This is a genomic window from Streptosporangium becharense (assembly GCF_014204985.1).
Taxonomy (GTDB): Bacteria; Actinomycetota; Actinomycetes; order Streptosporangiales; family Streptosporangiaceae; genus Streptosporangium; species Streptosporangium becharense.
Window position 1 is genome coordinate 1,401,997 of sequence record NZ_JACHMP010000001.1, and the last position, 24,647, is coordinate 1,426,643.

25 protein-coding genes and 1 tRNA gene are annotated in these 24,647 nt (G+C 70.6%); 14 read left to right on the top strand and 12 right to left on the bottom strand.

Annotation, left to right across the window (positions count from 1 at the left end):
• Positions 1-43: 43 nt before the first annotated feature.
• Positions 44-2,191, top strand: a complete 2,148-nt coding sequence (locus tag F4562_RS05920) for an alpha-galactosidase (protein ID WP_184544026.1) — start codon at positions 44-46, stop codon at positions 2,189-2,191.
• A 35-nt stretch (positions 2,192-2,226) separates the two neighbouring features.
• On the opposite strand, the gene F4562_RS05925 is transcribed toward F4562_RS05920, so the two are convergent.
• Positions 2,227-2,376, bottom strand: a complete 150-nt coding sequence (locus F4562_RS05925; protein ID WP_184544024.1) for a hypothetical protein — start codon at positions 2,374-2,376, stop codon at positions 2,227-2,229.
• Between the two features lie 15 nt (positions 2,377-2,391).
• Between F4562_RS05925 and F4562_RS05930 the strand changes: the two genes are divergently transcribed.
• On the top strand, positions 2,392-3,117 hold the full coding sequence (locus F4562_RS05930) for a Type 1 glutamine amidotransferase-like domain-containing protein (protein ID WP_184544022.1): 726 nt from the start codon (positions 2,392-2,394) through the stop codon (positions 3,115-3,117).
• Between the two features lie 34 nt (positions 3,118-3,151).
• Here F4562_RS05930 and F4562_RS05935 read toward each other — a convergent pair whose 3' ends face one another.
• On the bottom strand, positions 3,152-3,574 hold the full coding sequence (locus F4562_RS05935) for a YchJ family protein (protein ID WP_184544021.1): 423 nt from the start codon (positions 3,572-3,574) through the stop codon (positions 3,152-3,154).
• Positions 3,575-3,816: 242 nt separating this feature from the next.
• Here F4562_RS05935 and F4562_RS05940 point away from each other — a divergent pair, with 242 nt between their 5' ends.
• Positions 3,817-4,179: an arsenate reductase family protein gene (locus F4562_RS05940; protein ID WP_184544019.1), complete on the top strand. Its 363-nt coding sequence runs from the start codon at positions 3,817-3,819 to the stop codon at positions 4,177-4,179.
• A gap of 247 nt (positions 4,180-4,426) precedes the next feature.
• On the opposite strand, the gene F4562_RS05945 is transcribed toward F4562_RS05940, so the two are convergent.
• Positions 4,427-4,822, bottom strand: coding sequence for a hypothetical protein (locus F4562_RS05945; protein ID WP_184544017.1), 396 nt, complete (start codon positions 4,820-4,822; stop codon positions 4,427-4,429).
• 403 nt (positions 4,823-5,225) lie between these two features.
• Positions 5,226-5,302, bottom strand: a tRNA-Pro gene (locus F4562_RS05950).
• A gap of 111 nt (positions 5,303-5,413) precedes the next feature.
• Between F4562_RS05950 and F4562_RS05955 the strand changes: the two genes are divergently transcribed.
• The 4 genes from F4562_RS05955 to F4562_RS05970 all read left to right on the top strand — a co-directional run bounded on the left by F4562_RS05955 (position 5,414) and on the right by F4562_RS05970 (position 7,708).
• The gene (locus F4562_RS05955) at positions 5,414-5,935 is read left to right on the top strand and encodes a hypothetical protein (RefSeq protein WP_246473360.1); all 522 of its coding nucleotides are present in this window, start codon (positions 5,414-5,416) and stop codon (positions 5,933-5,935) included.
• Between the two features lie 153 nt (positions 5,936-6,088).
• Positions 6,089-6,736: a hypothetical protein gene (locus tag F4562_RS05960; protein ID WP_246473361.1), complete on the top strand. Its 648-nt coding sequence runs from the start codon at positions 6,089-6,091 to the stop codon at positions 6,734-6,736.
• Positions 6,737-6,742: 6 nt separating this feature from the next.
• Positions 6,743-7,522: a hypothetical protein gene (locus F4562_RS05965; RefSeq protein WP_184544015.1), complete on the top strand. Its 780-nt coding sequence runs from the start codon at positions 6,743-6,745 to the stop codon at positions 7,520-7,522.
• Between the two features lie 3 nt (positions 7,523-7,525).
• Positions 7,526-7,708, top strand: coding sequence for a hypothetical protein (locus F4562_RS05970; RefSeq protein WP_184544014.1), 183 nt, complete (start codon positions 7,526-7,528; stop codon positions 7,706-7,708).
• A 259-nt stretch (positions 7,709-7,967) separates the two neighbouring features.
• Here F4562_RS05970 and F4562_RS05975 read toward each other — a convergent pair whose 3' ends face one another.
• The 3 genes from F4562_RS05975 to F4562_RS05985 form a co-directional block, all read right to left on the bottom strand.
• Complete coding sequence (locus tag F4562_RS05975) at positions 7,968-9,326, bottom strand: NAD(P)/FAD-dependent oxidoreductase (protein WP_184544012.1); 1,359 nt, start codon at positions 9,324-9,326, stop codon at positions 7,968-7,970.
• A 27-nt stretch (positions 9,327-9,353) separates the two neighbouring features.
• A complete protein-coding gene (locus F4562_RS05980) occupies positions 9,354-9,731 on the bottom strand; it encodes an ATP-binding protein (RefSeq protein ID WP_311734113.1) in 378 nt (125 codons plus the stop codon).
• A gap of 193 nt (positions 9,732-9,924) precedes the next feature.
• On the bottom strand, positions 9,925-10,701 hold the full coding sequence (locus F4562_RS05985) for a SigB/SigF/SigG family RNA polymerase sigma factor (protein WP_184544008.1): 777 nt from the start codon (positions 10,699-10,701) through the stop codon (positions 9,925-9,927).
• A 195-nt stretch (positions 10,702-10,896) separates the two neighbouring features.
• Between F4562_RS05985 and F4562_RS05990 the strand changes: the two genes are divergently transcribed.
• Positions 10,897-11,268, top strand: coding sequence for an STAS domain-containing protein (locus tag F4562_RS05990; RefSeq protein WP_184544006.1), 372 nt, complete (start codon positions 10,897-10,899; stop codon positions 11,266-11,268).
• 98 nt (positions 11,269-11,366) lie between these two features.
• Here F4562_RS05990 and F4562_RS05995 read toward each other — a convergent pair whose 3' ends face one another.
• The gene (locus tag F4562_RS05995; RefSeq protein WP_311734112.1) at positions 11,367-12,065 is read right to left on the bottom strand and encodes an ANTAR domain-containing response regulator; all 699 of its coding nucleotides are present in this window, start codon (positions 12,063-12,065) and stop codon (positions 11,367-11,369) included.
• Between the two features lie 144 nt (positions 12,066-12,209).
• Between F4562_RS05995 and F4562_RS06000 the strand changes: the two genes are divergently transcribed.
• The 3 genes from F4562_RS06000 (at position 12,210) to F4562_RS06010 (ending at position 16,397) form a co-directional block, all read left to right on the top strand.
• The gene (locus tag F4562_RS06000) at positions 12,210-14,072 is read left to right on the top strand and encodes a SpoIIE family protein phosphatase (RefSeq protein WP_184544002.1); all 1,863 of its coding nucleotides are present in this window, start codon (positions 12,210-12,212) and stop codon (positions 14,070-14,072) included.
• A gap of 92 nt (positions 14,073-14,164) precedes the next feature.
• A complete protein-coding gene (locus F4562_RS06005; protein ID WP_184544000.1) occupies positions 14,165-15,118 on the top strand; it encodes an anti-sigma factor RsbA family regulatory protein in 954 nt (317 codons plus the stop codon).
• Between the two features lie 118 nt (positions 15,119-15,236).
• Entirely contained in the window at positions 15,237-16,397 is a 1,161-nt protein-coding gene (locus tag F4562_RS06010; RefSeq protein ID WP_311734111.1) for a glycosyltransferase, read from the top strand.
• A 252-nt stretch (positions 16,398-16,649) separates the two neighbouring features.
• Here the strand turns inward: F4562_RS06010 and F4562_RS06015 are convergent, their stop codons facing one another.
• Together F4562_RS06015 and F4562_RS06020 are read right to left on the bottom strand one after the other, a co-directional pair.
• Entirely contained in the window at positions 16,650-17,645 is a 996-nt protein-coding gene (locus F4562_RS06015; RefSeq protein ID WP_184543996.1) for a hypothetical protein, read from the bottom strand.
• 61 nt (positions 17,646-17,706) lie between these two features.
• Positions 17,707-18,774, bottom strand: a complete 1,068-nt coding sequence (locus F4562_RS06020; protein ID WP_311734110.1) for a PucR family transcriptional regulator — start codon at positions 18,772-18,774, stop codon at positions 17,707-17,709.
• 94 nt (positions 18,775-18,868) lie between these two features.
• Here F4562_RS06020 and F4562_RS06025 point away from each other — a divergent pair, with 94 nt between their 5' ends.
• Entirely contained in the window at positions 18,869-19,795 is a 927-nt protein-coding gene (locus tag F4562_RS06025) for a proline dehydrogenase family protein (RefSeq protein ID WP_184543992.1), read from the top strand.
• A complete protein-coding gene (gene pruA / locus F4562_RS06030; RefSeq protein WP_184543990.1) occupies positions 19,795-21,420 on the top strand; it encodes an L-glutamate gamma-semialdehyde dehydrogenase in 1,626 nt (541 codons plus the stop codon). The genes F4562_RS06025 and pruA overlap by 1 nt, the downstream gene beginning before the upstream one ends.
• 486 nt (positions 21,421-21,906) lie before the next feature.
• Here the strand turns inward: pruA and F4562_RS06035 are convergent, their stop codons facing one another.
• A complete protein-coding gene (locus tag F4562_RS06035) occupies positions 21,907-22,623 on the bottom strand; it encodes an excalibur calcium-binding domain-containing protein (RefSeq protein ID WP_184543988.1) in 717 nt (238 codons plus the stop codon).
• Positions 22,624-23,267: 644 nt separating this feature from the next.
• Here F4562_RS06035 and F4562_RS06040 point away from each other — a divergent pair.
• On the top strand, positions 23,268-24,107 hold the full coding sequence (locus F4562_RS06040) for a DUF8757 domain-containing protein (RefSeq protein ID WP_184543986.1): 840 nt from the start codon (positions 23,268-23,270) through the stop codon (positions 24,105-24,107).
• On the opposite strand, the gene F4562_RS06045 is transcribed toward F4562_RS06040, so the two are convergent.
• Positions 24,104-24,550, bottom strand: coding sequence for a DUF488 domain-containing protein (locus F4562_RS06045; RefSeq protein ID WP_184543985.1), 447 nt, complete (start codon positions 24,548-24,550; stop codon positions 24,104-24,106). The genes F4562_RS06040 and F4562_RS06045 overlap by 4 nt on opposite strands.
• Positions 24,551-24,647: the final 97 nt, after the last annotated feature.

Sequence of the window (24,647 nt, forward strand, 5' to 3'; positions counted from 1 at the left end):
AGGGTTGGTTAAATCCGTGAATATATTATGACCGGAGCAGCGCATGTCCATCATCCCGGTGGCAGAGCACACCTGGGCGGCCGTCACCCCGGCCTCCACCTACCTGTTCGGTGTGGAGACCGATGGGGACGACCTCCGCGTCGTCCAGTGGTACTGGGGGCCGAGACTGCCGGAGGCGGCACTGGCCGAGGCCGCGCTCCTCGTGCCGCCACGGCAGGGGTCGAGCTTCCTCGACCCGCGTGACATCGACGAGCTCCTGCCGGTGGACGGCGGACGGCGCTGGGGGGTGCCGTCCCTGCAGGCCACCTACGAGGGCGGAGTGCGCTCGGTCGAGCTCGCCTTCTCCGAGGCCGTGCCCGGCCCCGACGAGATCGAACTGGTCCTGCGCGACGAGGCCCACGGCCTGCGGGTCGGCCTGCACGTGCGCTGCGCCGGTGACACCGACGTCATCGAACGGTGGGTCACCGTGGCGAACGAGGGCACGGCCCCCGTCCGGTTCGGCCGGCTCGACTCCGGCAGCTGGGTCATCCCCGAGCAGCCCGCCTACCGCTGCACCGGGGTGTTCGGGGCATGGGCCCGGGAGACGCAGCTCCAGCGGGCCGAACTGCCGGTCGGGGAGACGACGTTCACCAGCAGGACCGGCGCCACCAGCCACCGCGCCAACCCGTGGATCATGATCGACGCGGGTGACGCCACCGAGGAGAGCGGCGAGGTGTGGACCGTGGCGCTCGCCTGGAGCGGCTCCTGGCGGCTCACCGCGCAGCGCCGCCCCGAGGGTGACGTGGCCGTCACCTCCGGCTTCGGCCACGACGGGCCGTCCTGGCACCTTGCACCGGGTGAGCACCTGCGCACCCCGTCCGCGCTCGGCCTCTACAGCGACGGCGGGTACGGCGCCGCCAGCCGCGCCTGGCACCACCACGCCCGCCGCCACGTCCAGCCGGCGGCGGGCGAGGAGCGGCCGGTCCTCTACAACTCCTGGGAGGCCACCGGCTTCGACCTCTCCGAGGCGGGCCAGCTCGAACTGGCCGCGAAGGCCGCCGCGCTCGGCGTCGAGCTGTTCGTGGTGGACGACGGCTGGTTCGGCTCCCGCGACTGCGACTCGCGCGGCCTGGGCGACTGGTGGCCCGACCCGGAGCGGTTCCCCGACGGGCTGACCCGCCTCTTCGACGAGGTCCGCGGGCTCGGCATGGCCGCGGGACTCTGGGTCGAACCGGAGATGGTCAACCCCGACAGCGACCTGTACCGCAGCCGCCCCGACTGGGTGCTGCACCATCCGGGGCGGCGCCGCGACACCATGCGCAACCAGCTCGTGCTCAACTTCGCCCGCCCCGATGTGCGCGAGTGGGCGACGGACTGGCTCGACGGGCTGGTCCGCGCGTACGACCTGGCCTACCTGAAGTGGGACATGAACCGGAGCTTCAGCCAGGCCGGCTGGCCGGACGCCGGGGACCGGGCGGACATGCTGTGGATCGAGCACACCCACGGCGTTTACACCGTCATGGACGAGCTGCGCCGGCGCCACCCCGCCCTGCGCATCGAGTCGTGCTCGGGCGGCGGCGGCCGGGTGGACCTGGGCGTCATGCGCCGCACCGACCAGGTGTGGACCTCCGACAACACCGACGCCCGCGACCGGCAGGCCATCCAGCACGGCTTCACGTACCTGTACCCGGCGGGGGTGATGTCGGCCTGGGTGACCGACAGCCCCAACCCGCACACCCGCAGGCGGGTGCCGCTGCGCTACCGCTTCCACGTCGCGATGGCGGGCGTCCTCGGCATCGGCGGGAACCTGGCCACGTGGAGCGCGGAGGAGCTCGCCGAGGCCCGTGACCTCGTCGCGGCCTACAAGGCGGTCCGCCCCGTCGTGCAACACGGCCGCCTGCACCGCCTGGGGGGCACGCCCGGCCTGACCGCCTCCGCCGTGCAGTACGTCCTGGACGACCGGGTCGTGGTGCTCGCCTACAACCCGTTCGGCCTCGACCGGGAGACTCCGAGGCGGCTGCGCCTGGCCGGGCTCGACCCCGAGGCCCGCTACGAGGTCGTGACGAGCGAGGCCGGGGCGACCGCACCCGTCGGTTCCCGCTGGCACGGCCGCACGCTGATGTCCCTCGGCCTCGTCCTGTCCACCAGGCTCCCGGACGGCCCGGACTACCGCAGTGAGCTGCTGGAGCTGCGCCGGGTGGAGACGTCCTGACCGGTCACCGCCCACCGCCCCCGCGGTCCGGGGCCTCAGCCCCGGACCGCGGGGACGAGACCCCGGACCGCGAGGACGAGGACGAGGCGGGACGTCACGGCGGCCACGATGACCGGCCTGCCGCGCGGAACCCGGCCGGAGACCGCAACGCCCGCGAGGCAGCCGTTGCCGGCGTCCTTCGCCACTCGGACAATGTGCTCATGATCAGAGAGCGACAGATTCTCGCGTGCTCCGGAGTGTTGTATCCCCCGGAAGGGTTTCCCCCGGGCGTCCAGATATGGCAGGCGATGCGGCTGGCCGACGTGCGCAGGCCGCGGATGTGCTTCATCGCCACGGCGGTCGGCGACTCCAGGGAGCACATCGACCACTGGTACGCGCGGGCCGGGTCGTTCGGAGACGCCGACCTGTCCCACCTCCAGTTGTTCACCCAGCCGAACGTCACCGACGTCCGGGCCCACCTTCTGGCCCAGGACGTGATCTTCGTGTCGGGAGGCAGTGTGGTGAACCTGCTGGCGGTCTGGCGCGCGCACCGGCTCGACGCGATCCTGCGGGAGTGCTGGGAGGCGGGCGTGGTGCTGGCCGGCCAGAGCGCGGGCAGCCTGTGCTGGCACCTGGCCGGGGTGACCGACTCCTACGGCGACGGCCTCGACGCCGTCGGCGACGGCCTGGGTTTCCTGCCGTTCAGCAACGGCGTCCACGACGACCTGGGCGACCAGCCCCGGCGGTCGCGCTTCCGCCGGCTCGTCGGCGAAGGGGTCCTCCCGTCGGGATACGCCACCGAGGACGGTGTCGCCCTCCACTACGTGGGCACCGGCCTCCACGAAGCCCTCGGTGTCCTTCCTGACCGGAACGCGTGGTTCGTCGAGGCCGACGGGGCGGGCAAGCACCGGGAGACGGCTGTTCCCGCCCGATACTGGCTTCCCTGACTTCCCTGAGCCGGGAGGGCACCCGCCGGGCCGGTCAGTTCGTGAAGACGGCGTCCAGATAGACCCAGGCACCCTCATGCCGGGTGAACCGGCTTCGCTCGTGCAGCTCGCCGGGTTGCCCGCCATGGGCGTAACGGGCGCGGAAGGTGACGGTGCCGTCGGTGTGGAACGGGCTCCCGCCGGAAACGTCCTCGATCTCCAGCCCGGTCCACCGCATGCCCCGCTCGAACCCGACACGGGCCGGCCGGGTGGTGGGATGCCAGGTTCGCAGCAGGTACGCCTCGTCCTCGACCGCGAACGCGGCGAAGCGCGAACGCATGAGCGCCTCCGCCGTCGGCGCCGCCTGCCCGGCGTGGAACCGGCCGCAGCACTCGCCGTAGGCGGCGGGCAGGCCGCAGGGACAGGGCCGCGCGCCGGCGCGCGGCGACGTACGACGGGAGCGGGAGGCGGCGTTCACCCTGCGAGGGTACCCGGCTCCCGTCCCGGACGGGCCCCGGCCCGCCGGCGGTCCCGAAGCGGTGCGGGGAGGTGGCCGGCGTGTTCCCGCAGCCGCGCCGCGTCGGGTTCCCGTACCGTCACCTCGTGTCCTCCCGGGAACGCACCCGACGGCTACCCTGCCGGGAACGCCCGCGACGGCGCCCGCTCCGGCGGCGGACGCCGCTCTCCCGCCGATGACCCCGACTCCCGAAGGAAGGCGACATGGAGATCTGGATCAACCCCGACTGCTCCAAATGCCGCTCCGCGCTGTCCGTCCTGGACGCCGAGAAGGCCGAGTACACCGTCCGCCGCTACCTGGACGACCCGCCCGACGAACGGGAACTGCGCGAGGTGCTGGCCAGGCTCGGTCTCGAACCGTGGGACATCACCCGGACGGGCGAGAGCGTGGCCGCCGAGCTCGGCCTGGCCGACTGGCCCCGCACCCCGGAGAGCCGCGACCGCTGGATCCAGGCGCTGGCCGCCCACCCGGTCCTCATCCAGCGCCCCATCATCACCGCCGACGACGGAACGGCCGCCGTCGCCCGGAGCGAGGAGGCCGTCCGCTCGCTCCTTCCCCGCCGGTAGGCACCGAAGCCGACCGGCCGCCTGTCCCCCTGTTCACGGGGCGGACGCCGGGCACGGAATCCGGTTCCGTGCCCGGCGCTCCTCGCCCTGGTGCTTCCGCGGGAAGTCCTGGGGCTCCCGCGGGAAGGCTGTCGGCGACTCCCGATCCGACGATCCCCGCCGCCGTGCCTTCCGCCCGGTTCAGGGTCACGGCCTGCCTCCGCCAAGGGATCGGCCTCCCCGTCCTCCCGCGTTCGTACCGGCCGACCTAAGGGGTGTCGATACCGATCCAGTTGACGTACCACCCTTGGCTCTGCGCGTCGGCGGGCTCCAGGTGGCCGCCGTCGCTGCGCCGGATGTACAGGGTGAATCCGGTCGGGCTGGAGTTGTAGATGGCGTTGGTGCCCGACAGCAGCCAGTGATGGGCGAGACCTCCGATGGAGGTCGTGTAGATCGGGGCGCCGTTGAAGCCCGCCGAGCTGGTGTCCACCTGGATGCAGATGCCCGTGCCGTAGTAGTTCTCCCAGCCCTCTCCGGGCGACGTGTGCCCGGAGGCGATCCGCTGCGTCACGTGGACCGCCGACGGCGTCGGCGGCAGTGTGGACTGCGGTTGTGACTGCGGCCCGTCCATGGTCTCGTCGGCCGGTCTTTCCTGGATGGACATGAGTTCTCCTTCGGTCACGCCCTCCATGGTCATGACCTCGGGATGGGCACTACCGCACGGGTGCGACGGCGCTCGCCATGGTGTCAGAGGACGACTGCGATTCAGCACCGATCGTAATCAGGCAGTCACAAAATGTCAGGTAACGCCACGTACGCCTGCCGCGTCGCACGATGCGGTCGGCGCTGCCGAGCGGCTACCGGCCTCGTATTCGGCAAGGATCTTACCGAGGACGCGCCGTGCCCCCGCGGCCTCCTCGTCGGTCCTGTCCACGGTATGAGCACAGATGACGAGGGCCTTCCACAGGGCCCGGCCGCGCCTGCGGTTACGAACAGGGTGACAGTCACCCGGAATGCAGAAAGGGTGTCTCCCTTGCGGGTGACACCCTTGCCGACCAGCCGAAGCGTGGTCGGGACGACAGGATTTGAACCTGCGACCCCTTGACCCCCAGTCAAGTGCGCTACCAAGCTGCGCTACGTCCCGGTTGTCCGGCTCCCTCTCGGGCGGACGTCATAACCTTAGCGCAGATCGGACGGGCATGTGCACGCCATGGTGCCCGGCAGGGCATGTGATCACGAGAAGGGCGAGGCGCGAATGGGACGCAAGGCGGTGATCGACCACGATGAGCTGCGGCGACTGGCCGGGCAGGGGTTGTCGAACGCTGAGCTGGCGGTGCGGTTCGGGGTGAGCGAGTCCGGAATTCTCCAGGCCAAGCGGGCGGCGGGGCTCTCCAAGCCGATGCTCGACCATTCCCGCGCCATTCCCTGGAAGCTGAACCGTGCCCACAACCAGTCCGGTCCGGCCACCAACCTGCGGAACCTGTCGGCCGTCGCACAGGGGCGGCCGGTCGCCTCCGAAAGGCTGAACACGGCGCTCCGCTGGGCCGAGCGACTGGTGGCGGCCGAACTGGACGTCTCGTACGACCCCGGGCTGGGGTTTCACGAGGTTCCGGCGACGGAGGACGACTGGCTGGTGGGGCGGGTGCTGGCCGAGGCGCGGCGGGCACTGGACGCCACCGAGGCCGCGGAAGTCACCCGAGCCGCAGGGGCCGCCCGAGCACAAGAGTCACCGACGCCACCGCAGGCTCCGGAAAACCGGGAACCGCCCCGTAAGTGAAGACTTGCAAAAGAATCCACATTGCCCAATAAAAAGCAATAAAACCCGAAACGAGTGTCGAGTCACCGGAAACCATGAACGGCGGTAGCCGGTTTCGAGCCCTGCCTCTGGGGCAGCGCACGGGGACAAGCGCCTATACAACCGGAGGCAGACATGTCCACCGTGAGCTGGGTGGTCGTGATCGTGGTCGCGGTGGTGGCGATCGTGGCAGTCGGATACTTCCTGCTGCGGCAACAGCGCCGGCACCGCCTCCGTGACCGATTCGGCCCCGAATACGAACGCACCGTACAGGAGCACGACTCCAGGCGGGAGGCGGAGCAGGAACTCATGGCCCGCCAGCAGCGGGTCGACTCCCTCGACATCCGTGAACTGGACCCCAGGACCCGTGAGGTCTACGCCAAGAAGTGGATGGAGGTTCAGGAGCGGTTCGTGGACGCTCCGGGCTTCTCGGTCACCGAGGCCGACCATCTGGTGACCTCCGTGATGGCCGAGCGGGGTTACCCGACCGAGGACTTCGAGCAGCGGCTCTCGGACCTGTCCGTCGCGCACGGCCGCACGCTCGACCACTACCGGCGGGCTCACGAGATCAGCGGCCGGGCCGTCCGCAAGGAGGCCTCGACCGAGGAGCTCCGGCAGGCGATGGTGCACTACCGGGCCCTGTTCGAGGAGCTTCTCGGGAACTCCGCCGACGGCGTGAACGGGGTCGACGGCGGCAGCGTCCCCCGGCAGGGGGGCCCGGGACTGCGGGAGACCACCGACGGCGACGCGCCAGCCGCCCGCCGCGACACACGAGGATGGTGACGGGAGATGGAGGACCGGTCCGGCCACGGCCACGACCGCCTGGTCTACAAGCGTGATGAGGAAGATCTGACGGTACCGCCGCAGCGTACCGACGACACGGCCCCGGCCACCGGGGACCCTCGTCCCGGAGACGCTCCGGACGGCTCGGGCCGGGGAGCCTCGCCGGCCGACGTCCGCTCCAGCGGCCATGTGCCCGCCGGCGCTCCGGCGACCGCCGGTTTCCCGGAGGCCACCGCGGGCCGGCCCGACGACGTGGCCACCCCGGGCGACACCGGTGCCGGCACCGGTCTCACCGACGCCGATCTGCCCGACGCCGGCCCTGCGCACACCGGTCCTGCGCACACCGGTCCTGCGCACGCCGCCACCGGCCTGCCCGGCACCGAGCCCGGTGTCCCCGCGCACGCCGCCACCGGCCTGCCCGACGCCGGCAGTGACCTGCCCGGCACCGGTACCGGCACCGAGCCCGGTGTCCCCGCGCACGCGGGCGGCACCCGCGGGATCCTGCTCCGGCAGGACGCCGAGGACGTGCGGCGGCGCTGGCAGGCGGTCCAGGCGAGTTTCGTCGACGACCCACGTGACTCGGTGGAACGGGCCGACGCACTGCTCGACGAGGTCGTGAACGCCTTCCGCAGCGCGCTGGAGGCTCGCACCGCCGAGCTTCGGGGACGGTGGAAGGGCTCCGGCGACGCCAAGGACTCCGGTGACACCGAGGAGCTCCGCACCGCCCTGCGCGACTACCGGGCGGCCCTGGAAGAACTGTTGAACATCTCCACGGGAACGAGGTGACCAATGCTCGCAATCGCCGCCGCCGTCGTGTTCGGCCTCGGTCTCCTGCTCGATCTGGTCAACACCAGGATCGGCGGGATCACCGGCACGACGTTCCTGCTTCTCGGGCTGCTGCTGCTCGCGCTGCACCAGGCCGGGATCGGCTCCGCGGGTCCGCGGGGCGGAGGATGGCGCATGAGGCGCTAGACGGCGGCCGGGGCCTCGCCCAGGTCCCTCGGGGGCGGCTCGCCGGGAGACGTCGAAGGGGTCCGTCCACGTGGACGGGCCCCTTCGACGTCTCCCTTCCACGTCTGCGCTTGCGGTGCTTCCGCACCGGAGTCCTCTCCCCTCGCCTCCCCTTCCACCGATCCCCCGCCGGCCCTCGTGTCCCCGGTCCCCCTCCCCTCGGTCCGCTGACTCTCCCGGCGAGAGCTCCCGGGACGCCCGGAGCACCGCGACCACCGTGTCAGGCTCCCCGCCCCGCCCCCGCCCCCGCCTCCGCTTCGGTTCCGGCTTCGGCTTCGGCGAACCGGACGGCGTGCTCGAACGCCCGGCGGGGCTGGGTGAGCGCCCCCAGCGAGGTGATCTCCCGGCGGAAGAACAGCGCGAGCGTCCAGTCGACCAGCACCCGCACCTTGCGGTTGACGGTCGGCACCCGCGACAGGTGGTACGTGCGGTGCATGAACCAGGCCGCCCGGCCCCGCACCTTGCGGCCGTAGACCTGGGCCACCCCCTTGTTGAGGCCGAGGGAGGCGACCGATCCGGCGTAGGCGTGCCGGTACGGGGTGAGTCCGCCGCCGCGGATCGTCGCCACGATGTTGTCGGCCAGCGTGTGCGCCTGGCGCACGGCGTGCTGGGCGTTGGGTGCGCACGTCGTCCCCGGCCGGGTGAGGTCGGGCACGGCCGCGCAGTCGCCGGCGGTGAAGATCTCGGCGGAGCCTTCGACGGTGAGCTCCGCGGTCGCCCTGACACGGCCCATGGCGTCCAGCGGCAGCCCGCTGCGCAGGACGATCGGGTGCGGCTTGACCCCCGCGGTCCACACCAGGGTGGCCGTGTCGAAGCTCGTCCCGTCGTCGAGGACGATGTGCCCGTCCACGGCCGACTCCAGCCGGGTGTTCAGGCGCACGTCGACGCCGCGCTGACGGAGTTGCTCCAGCGTCCACACGCCCATCTCGGGGCCGACCTCCGGCAGGATGCGGCCGGTGGCCTCGATCAGGTGCCAGCGCAGGTCCCCGGGGTCCAGGCCCGGATAGTAGCGGCAGGCGTCGCGGGCCATGTCCTCCAGCTCGGCCAGGGCCTCGACACCGGCGTACCCGCCGCCGACGAAGACGAAGTGCAGCGCCTTGGCGCGGACCGCCGGGTCGGTGGTCGACACGGCGAGGTCCAGCTGGGCGAGCACGTGGTCGCGCAGGCGGATGGCCTCCTCGATCGTCTTGAAGCCGACACCGCACTCGGCCAGGCCGGGGACGGGCAGCAGCCGGGAGATCGAGCCCGGCGCGAAGACCAGCAGGTCGTACTCCAGGGTGCGGCCGGGTCCGGTGTGCGGCTGGAGCTCGACGGTGCGCCGTGCGGGGTCCATGGCGACCACCCAGCCGTTGAGGACGGCGCAACGGGACAGGACCCGGCGGAGCGGTACGACGACGTGCCTGGCCTCGACGTTGCCCGCCGCCGCCTCGGGCAGGAACGGCTGGTAGGTCATGAACGAGTCGGCGCCGACGACGGTGACGCGCGCCTCGTGCGGGCGTAGCCGGCGCTGGAGCCGCAGGGCGGTGTACATGCCCACGTAGCCGCCGCCGACGATCACTATGTGAACGGGTTGCCTCATGAACCGGGCGTACCCCGAAAAAGCAGGTCAGACCTTAAACGACATGACGATGGACGTGCCCGAAGCGCCAGTGGTGAACCTGATGTCGGAACTGACCATCCGGGCCACCCACAGCCCCATGCCGCTGGTCGCGTAGGGGCCGGGAGGCGTCTCGCCGGGGGTGGTCTCGGGCTCCCAGTGACCCTCGTCGCGGATCTCCACGACGAGGGTCCGCCCGACGGTCCACATCCGCAGCACCGCCTTGGCCGTGGCGTGCCCGTGGGTGACGGCGTTGGTGGCCACCTCGTTCACGGCGACCAGGAAGTCGGCCAGGCGCTCCTGTGACATGCCGCTGCGCACGGCGTGGGCGGCGGCGAAGTCGCGGACATCGGGAAGATCGGGGAGGCAGAAGGCGAGCTCTGCCACCGAGGCCGTGACAGAGGGGATACGGGAACGGTCGCCGCCCGCCATGAAGCGAGCAGGACGAGCACCGTCCTCGTTCACCCGGAATCCGCCTCCCCTGTTCCGTTCCGCCGTTTTCATCAGCATGGGGGATTTCCAAACCGCACCCTACAGCCGTGTCGTCGCCGACTGGGGTGCCCGGTTACCGACGGTGTATTCAGCACTCGGCGACCAGTTCCTCGCGAAGCTGGTCCAGCACCTTCCGCAGGATGCGGGAGACGTGCATCTGGGAGATCCCGAACTCGGCCGCGATCTCGGCCTGGGTCATGTTGCCGAAGAACCTCAGCAGGAGGATGTTCTTCTCGCGGGCCGGCAGCTTGCCGATGAGCGGCTTGACCGCCTCGCGGTCGACCAGCGTGCCCAGCGCGTCGTCCTCGTCGGGGATGACGTCGCCCAGCGCCGCAGCGTCGTCGTCGGCGCCGAGCGGGGCGTCCAGCGACAGTGCGCTGTAGGCGGCGGAGGCGTCCAGGGTCAGCAGGACGTCCTCTTCGGAGATGTTCATCTTGGCGGCCAGCTCGGAGACCGTGGGGGAACGGCCGAGCACCTGGCTGAGGTCGGCGACCAGCCGGTTCAGCTCCGCCCTGCGCTCCTGGTAGACGCGGGGAACGCGGATGGCCCAGGTGCGGTCGCGGAAGTGACGCTTGACCTCGCCGGTCATGGTAACTACGGCGTATCCGCGGAAGGCGTGCCCGAGGGTCGGGTCGTAGCCGTTGATGGCCTTCATCAGGCCGACGTACGCGGCCTGCAGCAGGTCCTCCAGGGGCTCGCCGCGGTAGCGGTAGCGGCGGGCGATCTCCAGTGCGAGGGGGCGGTGCATCTCGACGATGCGCTCACGCAGGCGTTCGGCACGTTCTTCGGAGATCTCAGGCAGGGCCATCTCCGCCAGGAGTTCCTCGGCGGTCATGTCGATGATTTCGAGTGCCTGAACAGACATTGCTGCTCCCTGGTATTACTGTCGGGCGAGCCGAGACCACGGAGCCATATCCGGGCAGACGGCATCGCCTCGACCACGTTTCGAGGCGAGGCCCTCTGCTGGACCTCTGGTTCCAGTATTACCCCGATTCCAGGAGTATTCCTCGCCCGCAGGTAACAGTAAGGTTGCTAATCGAATGGCGCGAGGAGGCTATGAGTGACGGTGTCGGAGAACGGCGAGAGATCGGCAGCCCTGACGCTCACGTCGGCGCTGGTCGGTGGGATCAACGTGATCCGGGTGACGGGCCTGCTGGACGCGACGACGAGAGATCAGTTCGCCGACTACCTGGCGGCCGAGACGAGTGAGCACGGGCCCGACATGGCCCTCGACCTGGGCGGGGTCACCTTCATGGATTCCCGGGCGCTCGGGCTGATCGTCCACCACTGGCAGCTCAGCACCGACGCCGGTGCCAAGTTCGCCCTCATCGGGGTCGAGTACGCCAAGACCAAGGTCATGTGGATCACCGGTCTGGCCCAGCGGCTTCCCATGTACGACACGATCGACGACGCGCTCGCCGCCTTCGGCTGACCGGGGACGCGGACCGGACCGGCCGCGGCCGGTCCGCGGCTCCCCCACGGCCGGGTTCCCCACGGCCGGGCTCCCTCCGGCGGCTCCCGCGGCCGGCCTCAGGAGTTCGCGGCGCCCCGGTTGCGCTGGTGTTCCTCGACCAGCAGCCTGGCCAGGTCGGCCACCTTCACCTGGTGGTGCTGCGAGACCCGGCGCAGCTCGTCGAAGGCGGCCTCCGCCGAGCAACCGCTGGACTTCATGATGATGCCCTTGGCCTGGTCGATGATGGCCCGGCCCGCGAGCGCCTCCTGCATCTGGGCGGCGTCGGTGCGGACCTCGTCGTAGTCCCACATGTTGGCCAGTGCCACGCCGACCTGCCCGGCGAGCATGTCGGCCAGCGGCGGGACGTTCCTGGCGGCGAAGACGCCGGGCCGCACCCCGTACAGGCCGAGGACCAGCACGGCGCGTTCGACGGTGATCGGCAGGGTCAGGACCGAGCGGACGCCGCAGCGGACGGCCATCGCGGCGTAGGCGGGCCAGCGCGGCTCACGGAGCGTGTCCTGGATCATCACGTGGCGGCGGGTGGCGCGGGCCTCCGCGGAGGGCCCCTCCCCCATGTCCCCCTCGCTGTCGACGAGTACGATCAGCTCGCTGTGCGAGGCGGAGACGACCATCCGTTCCTCGCGCCACAGCTCGGCGGAGCCGCCGGCGCAGCCGGGCACCCCCCCGGCGAGGGTCGCGGTGAGGCCGCGCAGCACGCTCTCGCTGGAGGTTTCCTCGCTGACCCTGCCGAGGGACGCCAGATCCCTGGCGAGCACGGGTGTCACCATATCCATCCCGCGAGCCCCCTTCCTGCTTTCGCTAACTTAATCACTATCCGACCGCGCATCGATTCGGCCCACCGGGTGGCGTACCGTCTACGACGGGACGAGGCCCATTCCGGCTCCTGACGAGGACGTGCATTGACCGACGCCATCGGCCTTCAGGCCCTGGAACAAGCGCTGAGCGCACTCACCACCAGGGTCTCCTCCCTGCGCGAGGCCAAGTCCGCCTACCCCGCCGACCCCCGGTCCACACTCGACGCGGCCCTCGCCGAGCTCGACACGGCCCGCGAGCTGCTGGAGGCATCCCTGCGGGAGCTGCGCAGGGCACCCAGGAGGTCGGGTGAGCGGGAGAGCGGGTCGCAGCGGGAGCTCAAGCTGCTGCGGCAGGTGTTCCGGACCTTCCCGGTGCCGGTGGTGGTGCTGGACGCCTCGGGGGTGGTGCGGAGGATCAGCAACGAGACCTCCCGGATGCTCGGCAGCCCGGCGGGCTACCTGATCGGCCGTTCGTTCCCCCTGTTCGTCGACGTCTCCCGGCGGGCGGCCTTCCGCTCGCACCTGACCGCGGTCCAGCAGGGCGGCCAGACCGCCACGTTCCAGACCCGGCTGGCCCACCAGGGCCGTGCGCACACCGTCCAGCTGGCGCTGACCCGGTTGACCATGCCGGGCGAGCCGCAGGAGATGGTCGCGGTCATGGTGCTGCCGCTGGAGACGCAGGTGCCCGGTCCGCCTCCGGGCCCGGCCGACCGGTCGGACGCGGCCCTGGTGCTGGCCGCGGCGCGCCGCCAGGAGCTGCTGGCCAGGATGGGCCGGTTGCTGCTGGACGAGGAGAGCCTGCGCCAGCCGGTGACCGTCACCCGGGCGTCCCGGCTGCTCGCCGCCGAGTGGGCCGACTGGGTGATCGCCGACGTGGTCCGCGACGGCATGCCCCGGCGGGCCTGCGTGATCGGGCCGAGCGACAAGCCGGTGACCGAGCTGGTCCGGGTGACCGAGACGATGAACCCGCTGACCGCTCCGGCCGTCGCGCACGTGTTGACCGGCGGTTCCGGCGTGGTGCACGAGATGCTGGAGGAGGAGACGCTGCTCGGCGACGTCCCCGGCGGGCCTCCGCTGCTGCGGGTGATGGGGGCCGCCTCCGCGCTGATCGTGCCGATCTGCGGCGGCGACGGCGCCGTGCTGGGCACGCTGTCCCTGGTGCGGCTGCGCGACCGCGAACCGTTCTCACTGGCCGATCTGGGGCTGATGGAGGAGATCGGCGCCCACCTGGGGCTGGCCCTGCGTGCCCGCGAGAGCTTCCAGACCCGGTCCCAGGCCGCCGAGGCGCTGCGTACCAGCGTGGTGCCGCGGACGCTGCCGGACATTCCCGGGTTCGAGGCCGCGGCGATCTACCACGCCGGCTCCAGCCTGGTGGGCGCCGAGTTCTACGACGTCTTCCCGGTCAGGGAGGGCTGGGGGTTCGCCCTCGGCGGCGCCGCGGGCAAGGGCGAGGAGGCCGCGTCGGTCAGCGCCATGGTGCGCAACGGGCTGCGGGTGCTCAGCGTCTGGGAGTCCGACCCGGGCGAGGCCCTGCGCAAACTGAACCAGGCGCTGGCCGCGCAGCACAGCGGCATGTTCGTGATGGCCGTGGCCGGGTTCATCCGGGGACGCAGGATCAGGCTGGCCAGCGCCGGGCACCATCCGGCGGCCCTGCTGCGGCCCGACGGCGGGGTGCGTTTCACTGCGGGAGGCGGTGTCCCGCTGGGCATCGGCCCGGAGGCTGAGATGTTCTCCGAGGAGCTGACGCTGACCGCCGGCCAGACGTTGGTCTTCTACTCCGACGGCCTGGTCGCCTCCCGCGACGAGCAGGGCGAGGCGTACGGGGAGACCCGGCTCGCCGACGTGCTGGCGCGGTGCGCGGGACGCTCCCCCGCCGAGGTCGTCAAGACCGTCGAGGAGGACCGGCACGCGTTCTCCGGCGGACGGGTGTGGGACGAGATCGTGATTCTCGCGCTCCGCGTCGTATAGGTTTGCTGACTTGGCGTGACAGGTGGTCTCGCCGCGTGACGATCGCCCGTCTCCGGCGACGTCCGCGCGCAACGGAGTGGGGACGGTCCTTCATGAGCTCCATCCATCAGGCCGCGGTCTACGACTCCGACCGGCGTTTCCTGGACGTCGCGGTGCCGTTCGTCCGCGACGGACTGGACCGGGGCGACCCGGTCCTGGTCGCCGTCACCTCGGCCAACCTGGAACTGCTCGGTGACACGCTGGGCAGGGACGGCCGCCTGGTCGACTACGCCGAGAGCGGCTTCCTGGGCCGGCGGACCGTGGAACGTGCCACGGCCTTCCACCGCTACTGGCAGCGGCGCGGCTCCGAGGTGTCCCGCGGCGGGCACGTGCGGATCCTCGCCGAGCCGGTGTGGGGCGGCCGGGCGCCGGCCCAGGTGCGGGCCTGGCAGCGCCTGGAGGCGGCGCTCAACCTGCTGTTGCGGGACACCAACGTGTGGATGATCTGCCCGTACGACGCGAGGGTCCTGGACCGGCACGTGGTGGCCGCCGCCAGACGCACCCATCCCGCCCTGTCACCGGACGGCCGCTCGCCGGTTCCCTGCCCCGAGTACACCGACCCGGCGGAGTTCATCAGCGAGTGCGACTCGGTGCCTCCGCCGGAGCCGCCGGACGACGCGGCGCACGCCCGGGTGGGCACGCTTCACGAACTGCGGGCGTTCGTCACCGACCAGGCGTCCTTCATGGGGCTGAACCACGACCGGGCGGCACTGCTCGCCGTGGCCGCCAACGAGGCCGCCGGGATGCTCGGGACTCCGCTGACGGTCCGGTTGTGGGAACGCCTGGGTGCGGTCACCTGCCGGGTCCACTGCGCCGACGGACGCGTGCCCGATCCGGCCGCGGGGTTCCTCCCGCCGGGGTCGTCGGCCGACCCCGGTGACGGGCTGTGGATCGCCCGGCAGCTCTGCGACCGCCTCGACATCCATCACGACCAGGACGGATGCACCGTGCAGCTGTGCTTCCCGAGCGCACGCGCCGAGGAGCTCCGGCAGAGCCGGAAGTACTGAGGTTTGGCTTTCCCCGAGATCGGGGTATGGTAGGCGGCATACAGACGTGTGCCTAAGACGCAGGCACCCCTGAAGGAATCACAGGCTTGTCATGCCTATCTCCTCCCAGAGGTGTGCCGTGAATATTGCGTTCGTCTCTTCCGAAGCCCTCGCTCCTGCCCAGGACGAGTCCGACCTCGCCGCCCAGCGTGCCCACCTGCTGGCCATGGCGCGCGAGCTCGGCCGCGAGCACAAGGTCACGATCTACACCCGGAAGAACTCCGAGAGCGGCAAGGACCGGGTCCGCGTGGCGCAGGGCGTCACCGTCGAGCACCTGCCCGCCGGCCCCGCCACCGAGCTTCCCGAAGACGGCGTGCTGCCCTACCTGTCCGACCTGGGCGACCAGCTGATGCGCCGCTGGGGACAGGACCGGCCGGATGTGATCCACGCGCACTCCTGGACCGGCGGCCTGGCCGCCATCGCCGGCGCGAACGGGCTGAACGTCCCCTTCACCCAGACCTTCGGCAGCGAGCACGCCCACGACGCCAAGGACGCCAAGAAGGTGCGTCTGCAGCGGGCCATCGGCCGCCGGGCCAGCGCGGTGATCGCCGGGTGCGGTGACGAGGAGTCCTCGCTGATCCGGCTGGGCGTGCCGCGCCGCAACATCGCGGTGATCCCCTGCGGCGTCGACGTCGAGCGTTTCAAGCGCCAGGGTCCGGCCGCCGCGCGCAACGGCAGGCCGCGGCTGCTGCACGTGGGCCCGCTGACGTACGACAAGGGCGTCCACACCGCGATCCGGGCACTGGAGGGCATCCCGGACGCCGAGCTGGTCATCGCCGGTGGGCCCGCCGCCACCGAGCTGGAGCACGACGCCGACGCGCACCGCGTGATGCTGCTGGCCAAGGAGGTCGGCGTCGAGAACCGGATCACGCTGCTCGGGCACGTCCCGCACTCCTCGGTGCCCAAGCTGATGCGCAGCGCCGACGTGGTGCTGTCGCTGCCGCAGGAGGCCCCGGCCGGGGTCGTCGCACTGGAGGCCATGGCCTGCGGCGTGCCGGTCATCGCCTCGGCGGTGGGCGCCCACCTCGACTCGGTCGTGGACGGTGTGACCGGTCTGCTGGTGCCTGCCGACCGGCCGGCCCGGACCTCCCGCCTCACCCGGGAGCTCCTCGCCGACCCGACCCGCCGTACGGCTCTCGGCTTCGCCGGCGCCGACCGTGCCCGGTCCCGCTACTCGTGGGAGCGGATCAGCCAGGAGCTCGTGCACGTCTACGAGAACGCGCTGGCCGGCGTCCGCTGAGGTGTGGGCGGGCCGCCGGTGGCGGCCTGTCCCCCCGCACCGGAACCACGACGACCGGGGGCCCCGAAACGGGGCCCCCGGTCGTGTGTTCACCGCCCAGGCCCTTGTCCCGCGTTCACCACCCGGGGCCCGTAACCCGTGTTCGCCGCCCGGGTCCGTGTCCCGGGTCGGCCGTCTCCGGGGACCGGGAGTCACGGAGGTCAGCGCCGTCCACGCCGGTCCCGCAGACCGCCGTACTCCCGGGGACCGGGGTCACGGACGCCGGGAGCGCGTCCCGACGCGACGGTGGAGGACCACGCCGACGCCGCTCGCGGTCAGCAGGACGGCCCCGGCCAGGACCAGGACCACCGCGCCACCCACGGCCCCGTCGGTCCAGTCCCAGACGGCCTCGGGCACGGCGAGCGTCAGCCCGGCCACACCGCTGACGAGCAGCACCCAGGTGCGTTCACGCGCGTACAGCGCGAGGCAGGCCAGCGCGACCGCCGCGGTCAGCCAGTAGCCGAGAGCGCCGCCGTCCCACAGCAGCGGCCACTGCCCGCCGCCGAGCGCGACCGCGGCGCCCATGCCGGTGCCCAGGTCACGCGGGACGAGCCGGCCGGTGAGGGCGAGCGTCACGATGAGAGCGCCCAGGGCGACGTAGGCGAAGCCTCCGAAGACGGCGGTGGAGGAGTCCGCGGCGAGCTCGGCGACCAGGCCGGCGACTGTGGTGACGGCCAACGCCCCGCAGGTCAGCAGGCCGACGGCGGTGGGAAGCAGCGTGTACCCCGCCACCGCGACCGCCAGTCCGGCGGCGCCGCTGACCGCCTCCCGGTAGCTCTCCAGTCCGTCGGGGCCGCCGACCGCGCTTCCCGTGCAGAAGGCGGCGGCGACCGCGCCCAGCGCGGCGAGCGTGGCGGCCACCCTGCCCTCCACGACGGCCGTCCGGCCGGTCGCCGACCGTGCGGCCCGGCCCAGGCCGGCGGCCGTCCCGAGCAGCAGGACGGTGATCACCGCGAGGACGGTGATCCTGGCCGGCTGGTCCATCCGGTCCCAGCCGAGGCCGAGGAAGGCGGCGGCGCCCGCCAGCACGAGCCCTCCGCCGACGTAGGCGACGATCTCGCTCCACGGTGCCCGGCCCCCGGCTCCGTCCTGGTGTTCCCGCAGTGCCCCGGCCACCGCGCGGGCGACCGGTTCGACCTGGTCGGCGCGGAGCTCGCCGGAGTCCACCAGCCGCTCCAGTGCCCGCCGTACGGGATCAGCACTGCTCATGTCCGGAATAGTGACATAGAAGTGGATAAATCTGGATAGATAGCGCTCCTCCCCCGCGCAGTCAGAGCAGCCGGGCCGCCTTGAGGCCGAGGTGGAGCAGGAGCCGGTCCTCACCGTCGGCCAGATCCCGGCCGGTCAGCCGCTCGGCCTTGGCCAGCCGGTAGTACAGCGTCTGACGGTGCACGCCGAGCGCGGCCGCGGTCTTCTGCACATGGCCGGCGCGGTCCAGATAGCCCTCCACCGTCCTGGCCAGCTCCGGGTCACCGGCCAGGATCCCGGTTTCGGCGGCCAGCTCCCGGAGCTCCACCGGGGACATCCGGGCCAGCGCGCGGTAGATCCCGAGGCCGGACCAGGTCGCGACCGGCGCGAACGCGGGCACCCGCGCGGCCACCCGCAGCGCGTGCACGGCCTCCCGCCAGCTCCGCCACGCCTGCGCGGGGTCGGCCCGGGAGTCGCCGACGCCCGCCGCGGTGGCGTACATGGCCTGGATCCGGCAGGCCAGCTCCCAGGCCTGGCCTGCCGGGGCGAGGAGCGCCACCATCGGCTCGTCCTGGGCTCCGACGGCCGGGTCGGCGAGGATGCCGCGCGGGAGCGTCCACAGCGCGGCGACCCGGTCCGGGGAGCCGTGGACCGCGATCGCCGCGACCGGTCCGCGCAGGTCGAGCCGGGCCAGCGCCGAGGAGCGCTCCTCGGCGTCGGAGGAGAACAGCTCCCGCAGATACCTGCCCAGGTCCTCGCGGCGGCGGGCCTCCTGGGCGAGGGCCGCCGCCGCCCGGGAGACCAGACCGGCCACCGAGGCGAGGGCGTCGTCGCCGAGCGTGCCGTCGTCGAGCAGCCACAGGTAGCCGTACGTCACCTCCCGGTGCCGCAGCGGCACGCACACCCGGGCGAGCACCCGCAGGTCGGCGTCCGCCGGAATCCGGACCGGCCCGCGGGCGGTGGCGATGCCGTACCCCTCGAAGTAGGACCGCACCTCCTCGGTGGCGCGGCGGCGGAGGATGGACTCCTGACGCACCGCGTCGATGTCACCACTCTGCGCGGCGTACGCCAGGAGCTGGAACGAGCGGTCCTCCAGGGTGGCCGAAGCACCGAGCCTGGCGGCTATCTCATCGACTGTCTCCTGTAGCACCTCACCATTGTTGTGCATTTGTATGAACACTTTTGCCGCGTATCGTGGCAGATGCACATCACGCTCCGCTGAGCTGGAGTTTTAGGGTGGAAGCATGCTCGGTTCCCTACTTCTCGGCGCATCCCGGGTGCCGCTGGTCCGGCGCGCGGTGTCCGGTGTGCCGTTGACGCGCAAGGTCGTCGATCGTTTCGTCGCCGGCGAGACGACCCAGAACGCGGTCGACGCGGTCCGCAGGCTGACCTCCGCCGGCCTGACCGTCACCGTCGACCACCTGGGAGAGGAGACGAAGGACGCCGAGGCCGCCACGCAGACGGCCGACGCGTACGTCGCGCTGCTCGGCGCGCTGAGCGGACTGGGACTCGGCGACCGCGCCGAGGCGTCGGTGAAGCTCTCCGCCGTCGGCCAGGCACTCGGGTCCGACGGCGGCAAGATCGCGCTGGAGAACGCCCTGCGCATCTGCGAGGCCGCCCACGCCGTCGGCGCGAACGTGACCCTCGACATGGAGGACCACACCACGGTCGACTCCACCCTGGAGATCCTGCGGGCGCTGCGCCACGACTTCCCCGCCACCGGCGTCGCGATCCAGGCCTACCTGTTCCGCAGCGAGGCCGACTGTCGTGACCTGGCGCACGAGGGCTCGCGGGTCCGGCTGGTCAAGGGGGCCTACGCCGAGCCGGCCTCGGTGGCGCACCAGAGTAAGAACGAGGTCGACAAGGCCTACGTGCGCTGCCTGCGGATCCTCATGTCCGGCGCGGGCTACCCGATGGTGGCGACCCACGACGACCGCCTGATCTCGATCACCGAGACGCTCGCCGACCGGTTCGGACGTTCCCGGGGCGAGTACGAGTACCAGATGCTCTACGGAATCCGCACCGACAAGCAGCGGGCCCTGGCCGGGGCCGGCCACACGATGCGTGTCTACATCCCCTACGGCGACGACTGGTACGGCTACTTCATGCGCCGGCTGGCCGAACGCCCGGCGAACATCGCCTTCTTTCTTCGCGCTCTTGGAGGCAAGTGATGGATGCCATCTCCACGGTCCCGACCCCGGCCAACGAGCCGGTGCTCGGCTACGCGCCGGGCAGCGCCGAGCGCGCCGCGCTCGAGAACCGCGTCAAGGAACTGGCCGGTGCCCAGCTGGACCTGACCATGACGATCGACGGCGAGCAGCGGATGGGCGGCGGCGCCTCGATCGACGTGGTGCAGCCGCACAACCACGCATCGGTGCTGGGCCGTACGGCCGAGGCCACCGCGGGTGATGTGCGCGCCGCGATCGACGCGGCGCTGAAGGCCGCGCCCGCCTGGCGCGCTCTCCCCTTCGACGAGCGGGCCGCGGTCTTCCTGCGCGCCGCCGAGCTGCTCGCCGGGCCGTACCGGCAGACGCTGAACGGCGCGACGATCCTCGGCCAGTCCAAGTCGGCGCAGCAGGCCGAGATCGACTCCGCCTGCGAGCTGATCGACTTCCTGCGGTTCAACGTCGCCTTCGCCCGCCAGCTCTACGCCGACCAGCCGCTGTCCACGTCCGCGGCGTGGAACCGGATGGAGTACCGGCCGCTGGAGGGCTTCGTCCTGGCGATCACGCCGTTCAACTTCACCGCCATCGCCGGCAACCTGCCGACCGCGCCGGCCCTGATGGGCAACGTCGTCGTCTGGAAGCCCTCCCCCACCCAGCAGTTCGCCGCGCACTTCACCATGCGCCTGCTGGAGGAGGCCGGGCTCCCGCCGGGCGTCATCAACATGGTGACCGGCAACGGCGCCGGTGTCTCCGAGGTGGCCCTCACCCACCCCGAACTGGCCGGCATCCACTTCACCGGCTCGACCGCGACCTTCCAGCACCTGTGGGGCACGGTCGGCGCCAACATCGCCTCCTACCGGTCCTACCCGCGCCTGGTCGGCGAGACCGGCGGCAAGGACTTCGTGCTGGCCCACCCGTCGGCCGACCCCGCGGTGCTGACCACCGCGCTCATCCGCGGCGCGTTCGAGTACCAGGGGCAGAAGTGCTCGGCCGCCTCCCGCGCGTACGTCCCGCGCTCGATCTGGTCGGCCATCCGCGACGAACTGGTCGCCACCGCCGAGTCGCTGACCATCGGCGACGTGGCCGCCGACCTGTCCACCTTCATGGGTGCGGTCATCGACCACCGGGCGTTCGCCAAGCACAGGGAGGCGATCGACCGGGCCCGCTCGCTCGACTCGACCAACGTGCTGACCGGCTCCTACGACGACTCCACCGGCTACTTCGTGAAGCCGACCGTCATCGAGTCCGCCGACCCGACGGACGAGATCTTCGCCAAGGAGTACTTCGGGCCGATCCTCGGCGTGCACGTCTACGACGACGCAGACTTCGACACGGTCATGAACCAGATGGAGAACGTCTCCCAGTACGCCCTGACCGGCTCGATCATCGCCCAGGACCGCTACGCGATCGCCACGGCATCGGAGCGGCTGCGCTTCGCCGCCGGCAACTTCTACGTCAACGACAAGCCCACCGGCGCGGTCGTCGGCCAGCAGCCGTTCGGCGGCGCCCGCTCCTCGGGCACCAACGACAAGGCCGGGTCGATCCTCAACCTGATCCGCTGGGTCAACGCCCGCACGATCAAGGAGACGTTCGTCCCGCCGACCGACCACCGCTACCCGCACATGGGCTGACATTCCGCAGAGCGGCCGGCGGGAGCCCGACTTGAGGAAGTTCGGCTACCCGAGCGACGGGTAACGGCGATGCCTGGGACTCACGAATCCGAGTCCCGGGCATCGCCGTTTCTTCCCCGGCCGCTCCAGATCACGATCAGGAGCCGGTCACTGGTGTCGGCGTGGCCGCCACAGTCCAAGCACCTCGACACACCCGGCGACCAGAAGCCACTGAAGCTGACCCACCACACCGCTCGTCACGACCTACGCCAAGCTCCCCTTCCTCGCCCGTCCGGCACCATCAGTGCCGGGCTGCCATCCCCGCGCATGCGCTAGGCGGTGCTCCACTGATGATCGTCAAGGGCCATGAGCCTTCGTCACGAAGGCGGCGGCTACCGGGCTCGAGTCTGCCCGAAGGCGATCCGGTAGCTCTCATCAGGTTCCGCCCGCGACACATCCGCCGTCAGACACCGTCAGATTGATCATCATGATGGCGCCGTCGGGACGTCATCGCGGCTCGCAGACCTTGCCGTCACCATCTCGATCTTGGTACCAGTCGTACTCGGGGTCCACTCCCCTCTGGTAAGGCCCGTAGTTGTTGGCGTTCGCCTCAGCACACGTGCCGTAGTGAGGATCGGTACTCGGCGGGGGAGGCGGCGGAGGCTGTGTCGGCTTCTCCGACGAAGGATGCGGCTCTGGTGATGTTGGCGGTTCAGTTTTTTTCGGCTTTTCCGGTCTGGCTGGCTCCGTAGATTTCGCTGGCACTGTCGGCAGTGCGGGTTTCGTCGGCTCCGTCTGTTGGGATTGCTGCGGTTGGGCCGTTTCCACCTGCGCCGGTTCCGACGTCTGGATCTTGTCCACCGTCAACGTGATCGCGGTATCCGCGGCGATGGGTGTACCCGGTACATGAGACTGACCGACCACGGTCCACAAGGACGCTATGATCACCGGCTTGCCATTCGCCGCCACGACACCGACACCCCGGACACCCAGCTTCCGCAGCAGGTCCCGAGCATTCGCCCCATCTTGGCCAACGAGGTCGGGCATCAGGATCGATGCAGCCTCCTGAGAGACGGTCGCAGGCGGCAGGGTGGGCTGCGCCAGAGCCTGCGCTGGGTTGGCGCCTCCACCGGGTGATGCCGAGCCCTGTACGGCGACTCGGTCAGTACCACCGGGGTTGGGATTGGCGCCACCGAAGGGTGCTACCAGGATGCTGATCGTCACCAGCCCCAGAAGGCCCGCCCGCACAACTTTGCGTACCGGCGGGTTGTGTGCGGGACCTAGGTAGATTCGCTTGCCTATCAGCAACCATGCAGGTTCTCGGTCTTCGATCCACAGCTCCCAGCCGGGTGGTGGAGACGGCCAAGAGGGGTCAGGTCGCCATCCGGCAGGCGGGCTCCATCCCGCTGGTGGGACTGGCCAGTTGGGGGGTGGGTTGTAGCGGCGCGCCATGGAAGCCAGTTACCTTCGCTCGAATGCATATCAGATCGGGTTAAACACTGCGCAGCCAAGGCAGTCAGATCTAAAAGTGACGTCTGCGCTTCTATCCGACGTGTGACATGAGTAAACGGTTGACACTCTGGTGATGACTCAACAGCGCCGACTTTCCGGAGGCCGTTAGACCTGGAGTGAGCTTTCCCCCGTAGCCCGGACGCCGGCGGTGTGCCATCAGGCTCCCGGGACGGCTGACTCCACGCCTGTGAAGGTGAGTCGAAGTGACTTGACTGACGGCATTCTGAACGGCTCGCATGTCCATAGTGGCGTCGACTGACAGGTGACTTGAGCGAGATTTGGAGTTACAACCGAAGAGGTGCACCCGTGCGGTGATAGGCGGTTGCCCGTTCACTGACGCTTGGAGGAGCCGTACGGTGACGCAGCAATCGCTTTTCGGGCCGGAGCCAGACGCCGCCAGGGCCAAACCTCCCGGAGATCAACCACAGCGCTTGAAGGTGCTGATCCTGGTGAAGGCTGCGCCGAATCCATCCCAAACCTATGGGGAGACGGTATGCGTGGCCGGCCTTCGCGCCGACTTTCAGGCCACCGGCTGGCTTCGCCTGTACCCCATCAATTTTCGTGCGCTCGACGACCCCAACGAGTTCAAGAAGTATGACTTCGTTGACTTCGAGGCCCGGCCGGCTCGTAACGACCCTCGCTGCGAGAGCTGGCGACCTGCACTGACGACTATGAACACCGTCGGCCACCTGAGGGACTGGAAGAAGCGCGCCACCTGGGTCGAGGACCATGTCCAAGGCTCGATGTGCGACGTGCTCAACGCGGTAAGGAACGATCCACCGGCACGGTCACTGGCGGCGATCCGACCGCAGGAGATCGACGACATCATCATCGAAAACCACCCGGGGTGGAGCCAGGAGGAGCGGGCGAAGATCCAAAGTTATGTGAACCAGCTCGGTCTGTTCGACAATGCTCCTCGGCGAGCTCTGGAGGCTCCCCGTTTCAAGGCCTGGTACCGCTACCGCTGCGATTCACGGCAGTGCAAGGGGCATCGGCAGGGCCTTCTGGACTGGGAGTTCGTCCTGCATCAGCGGCGCCTCTCCGACTGGGACGAGGCTAGCGCGAAGGCCGAACTACGGGCCCGTTGGTTCGACAAGATGTGCGGGGACGACAAGGACACGGTCTTCTACATCGGGAACCAGGCCAAACGCCAGCATGTGTTCAGCGTGCTTGGCCTCTTCTACCCACCGCGTTAGAGTATGCCCGGCAGGCGCCGACGGACCTGGTCCAGCACCACCGAGCGGTGACAGCGTCGCTCGTCCGCCTCGAAGCAGAGCACGGCCACGAGGCCTTTCTGCGCCCATACCGCGATCTCATCCATCGCGGCTTCAGCCTCTGAAGAGGCGACGTGGGCCGCGTAGTTGTCCCGGGCCTCAGTGAGTTCGGCCGCCGAGCCGGCGAAGCCCGCACGGTTCCACCTGGGGTTGCCGAGCTGGGGCATGTGGACATATTCGATGCCGTTCTCGGCCATAGCGGCTGCCAGTCGCCGCTTGCTGAGACCCGGCTTGCGAGAGATCGGATTGAGGCGAACGTCGATCAGCGTTGTCAGGTCATACGCCAGCGCGTCCTTCACGACCGATTCAAGATCTCTTCCCTCGTAGCCGATACCCACAATGCCGGTGTCTTGGTCCGAGAACATGAGTGGCAGCCTCTCACACGTGTGATCGCGGTATCTCTCTACCCTTGGCCGAAGGTTGGTCACCAGTTTTCGACATGCCGTGGCCCCTCGATCGACC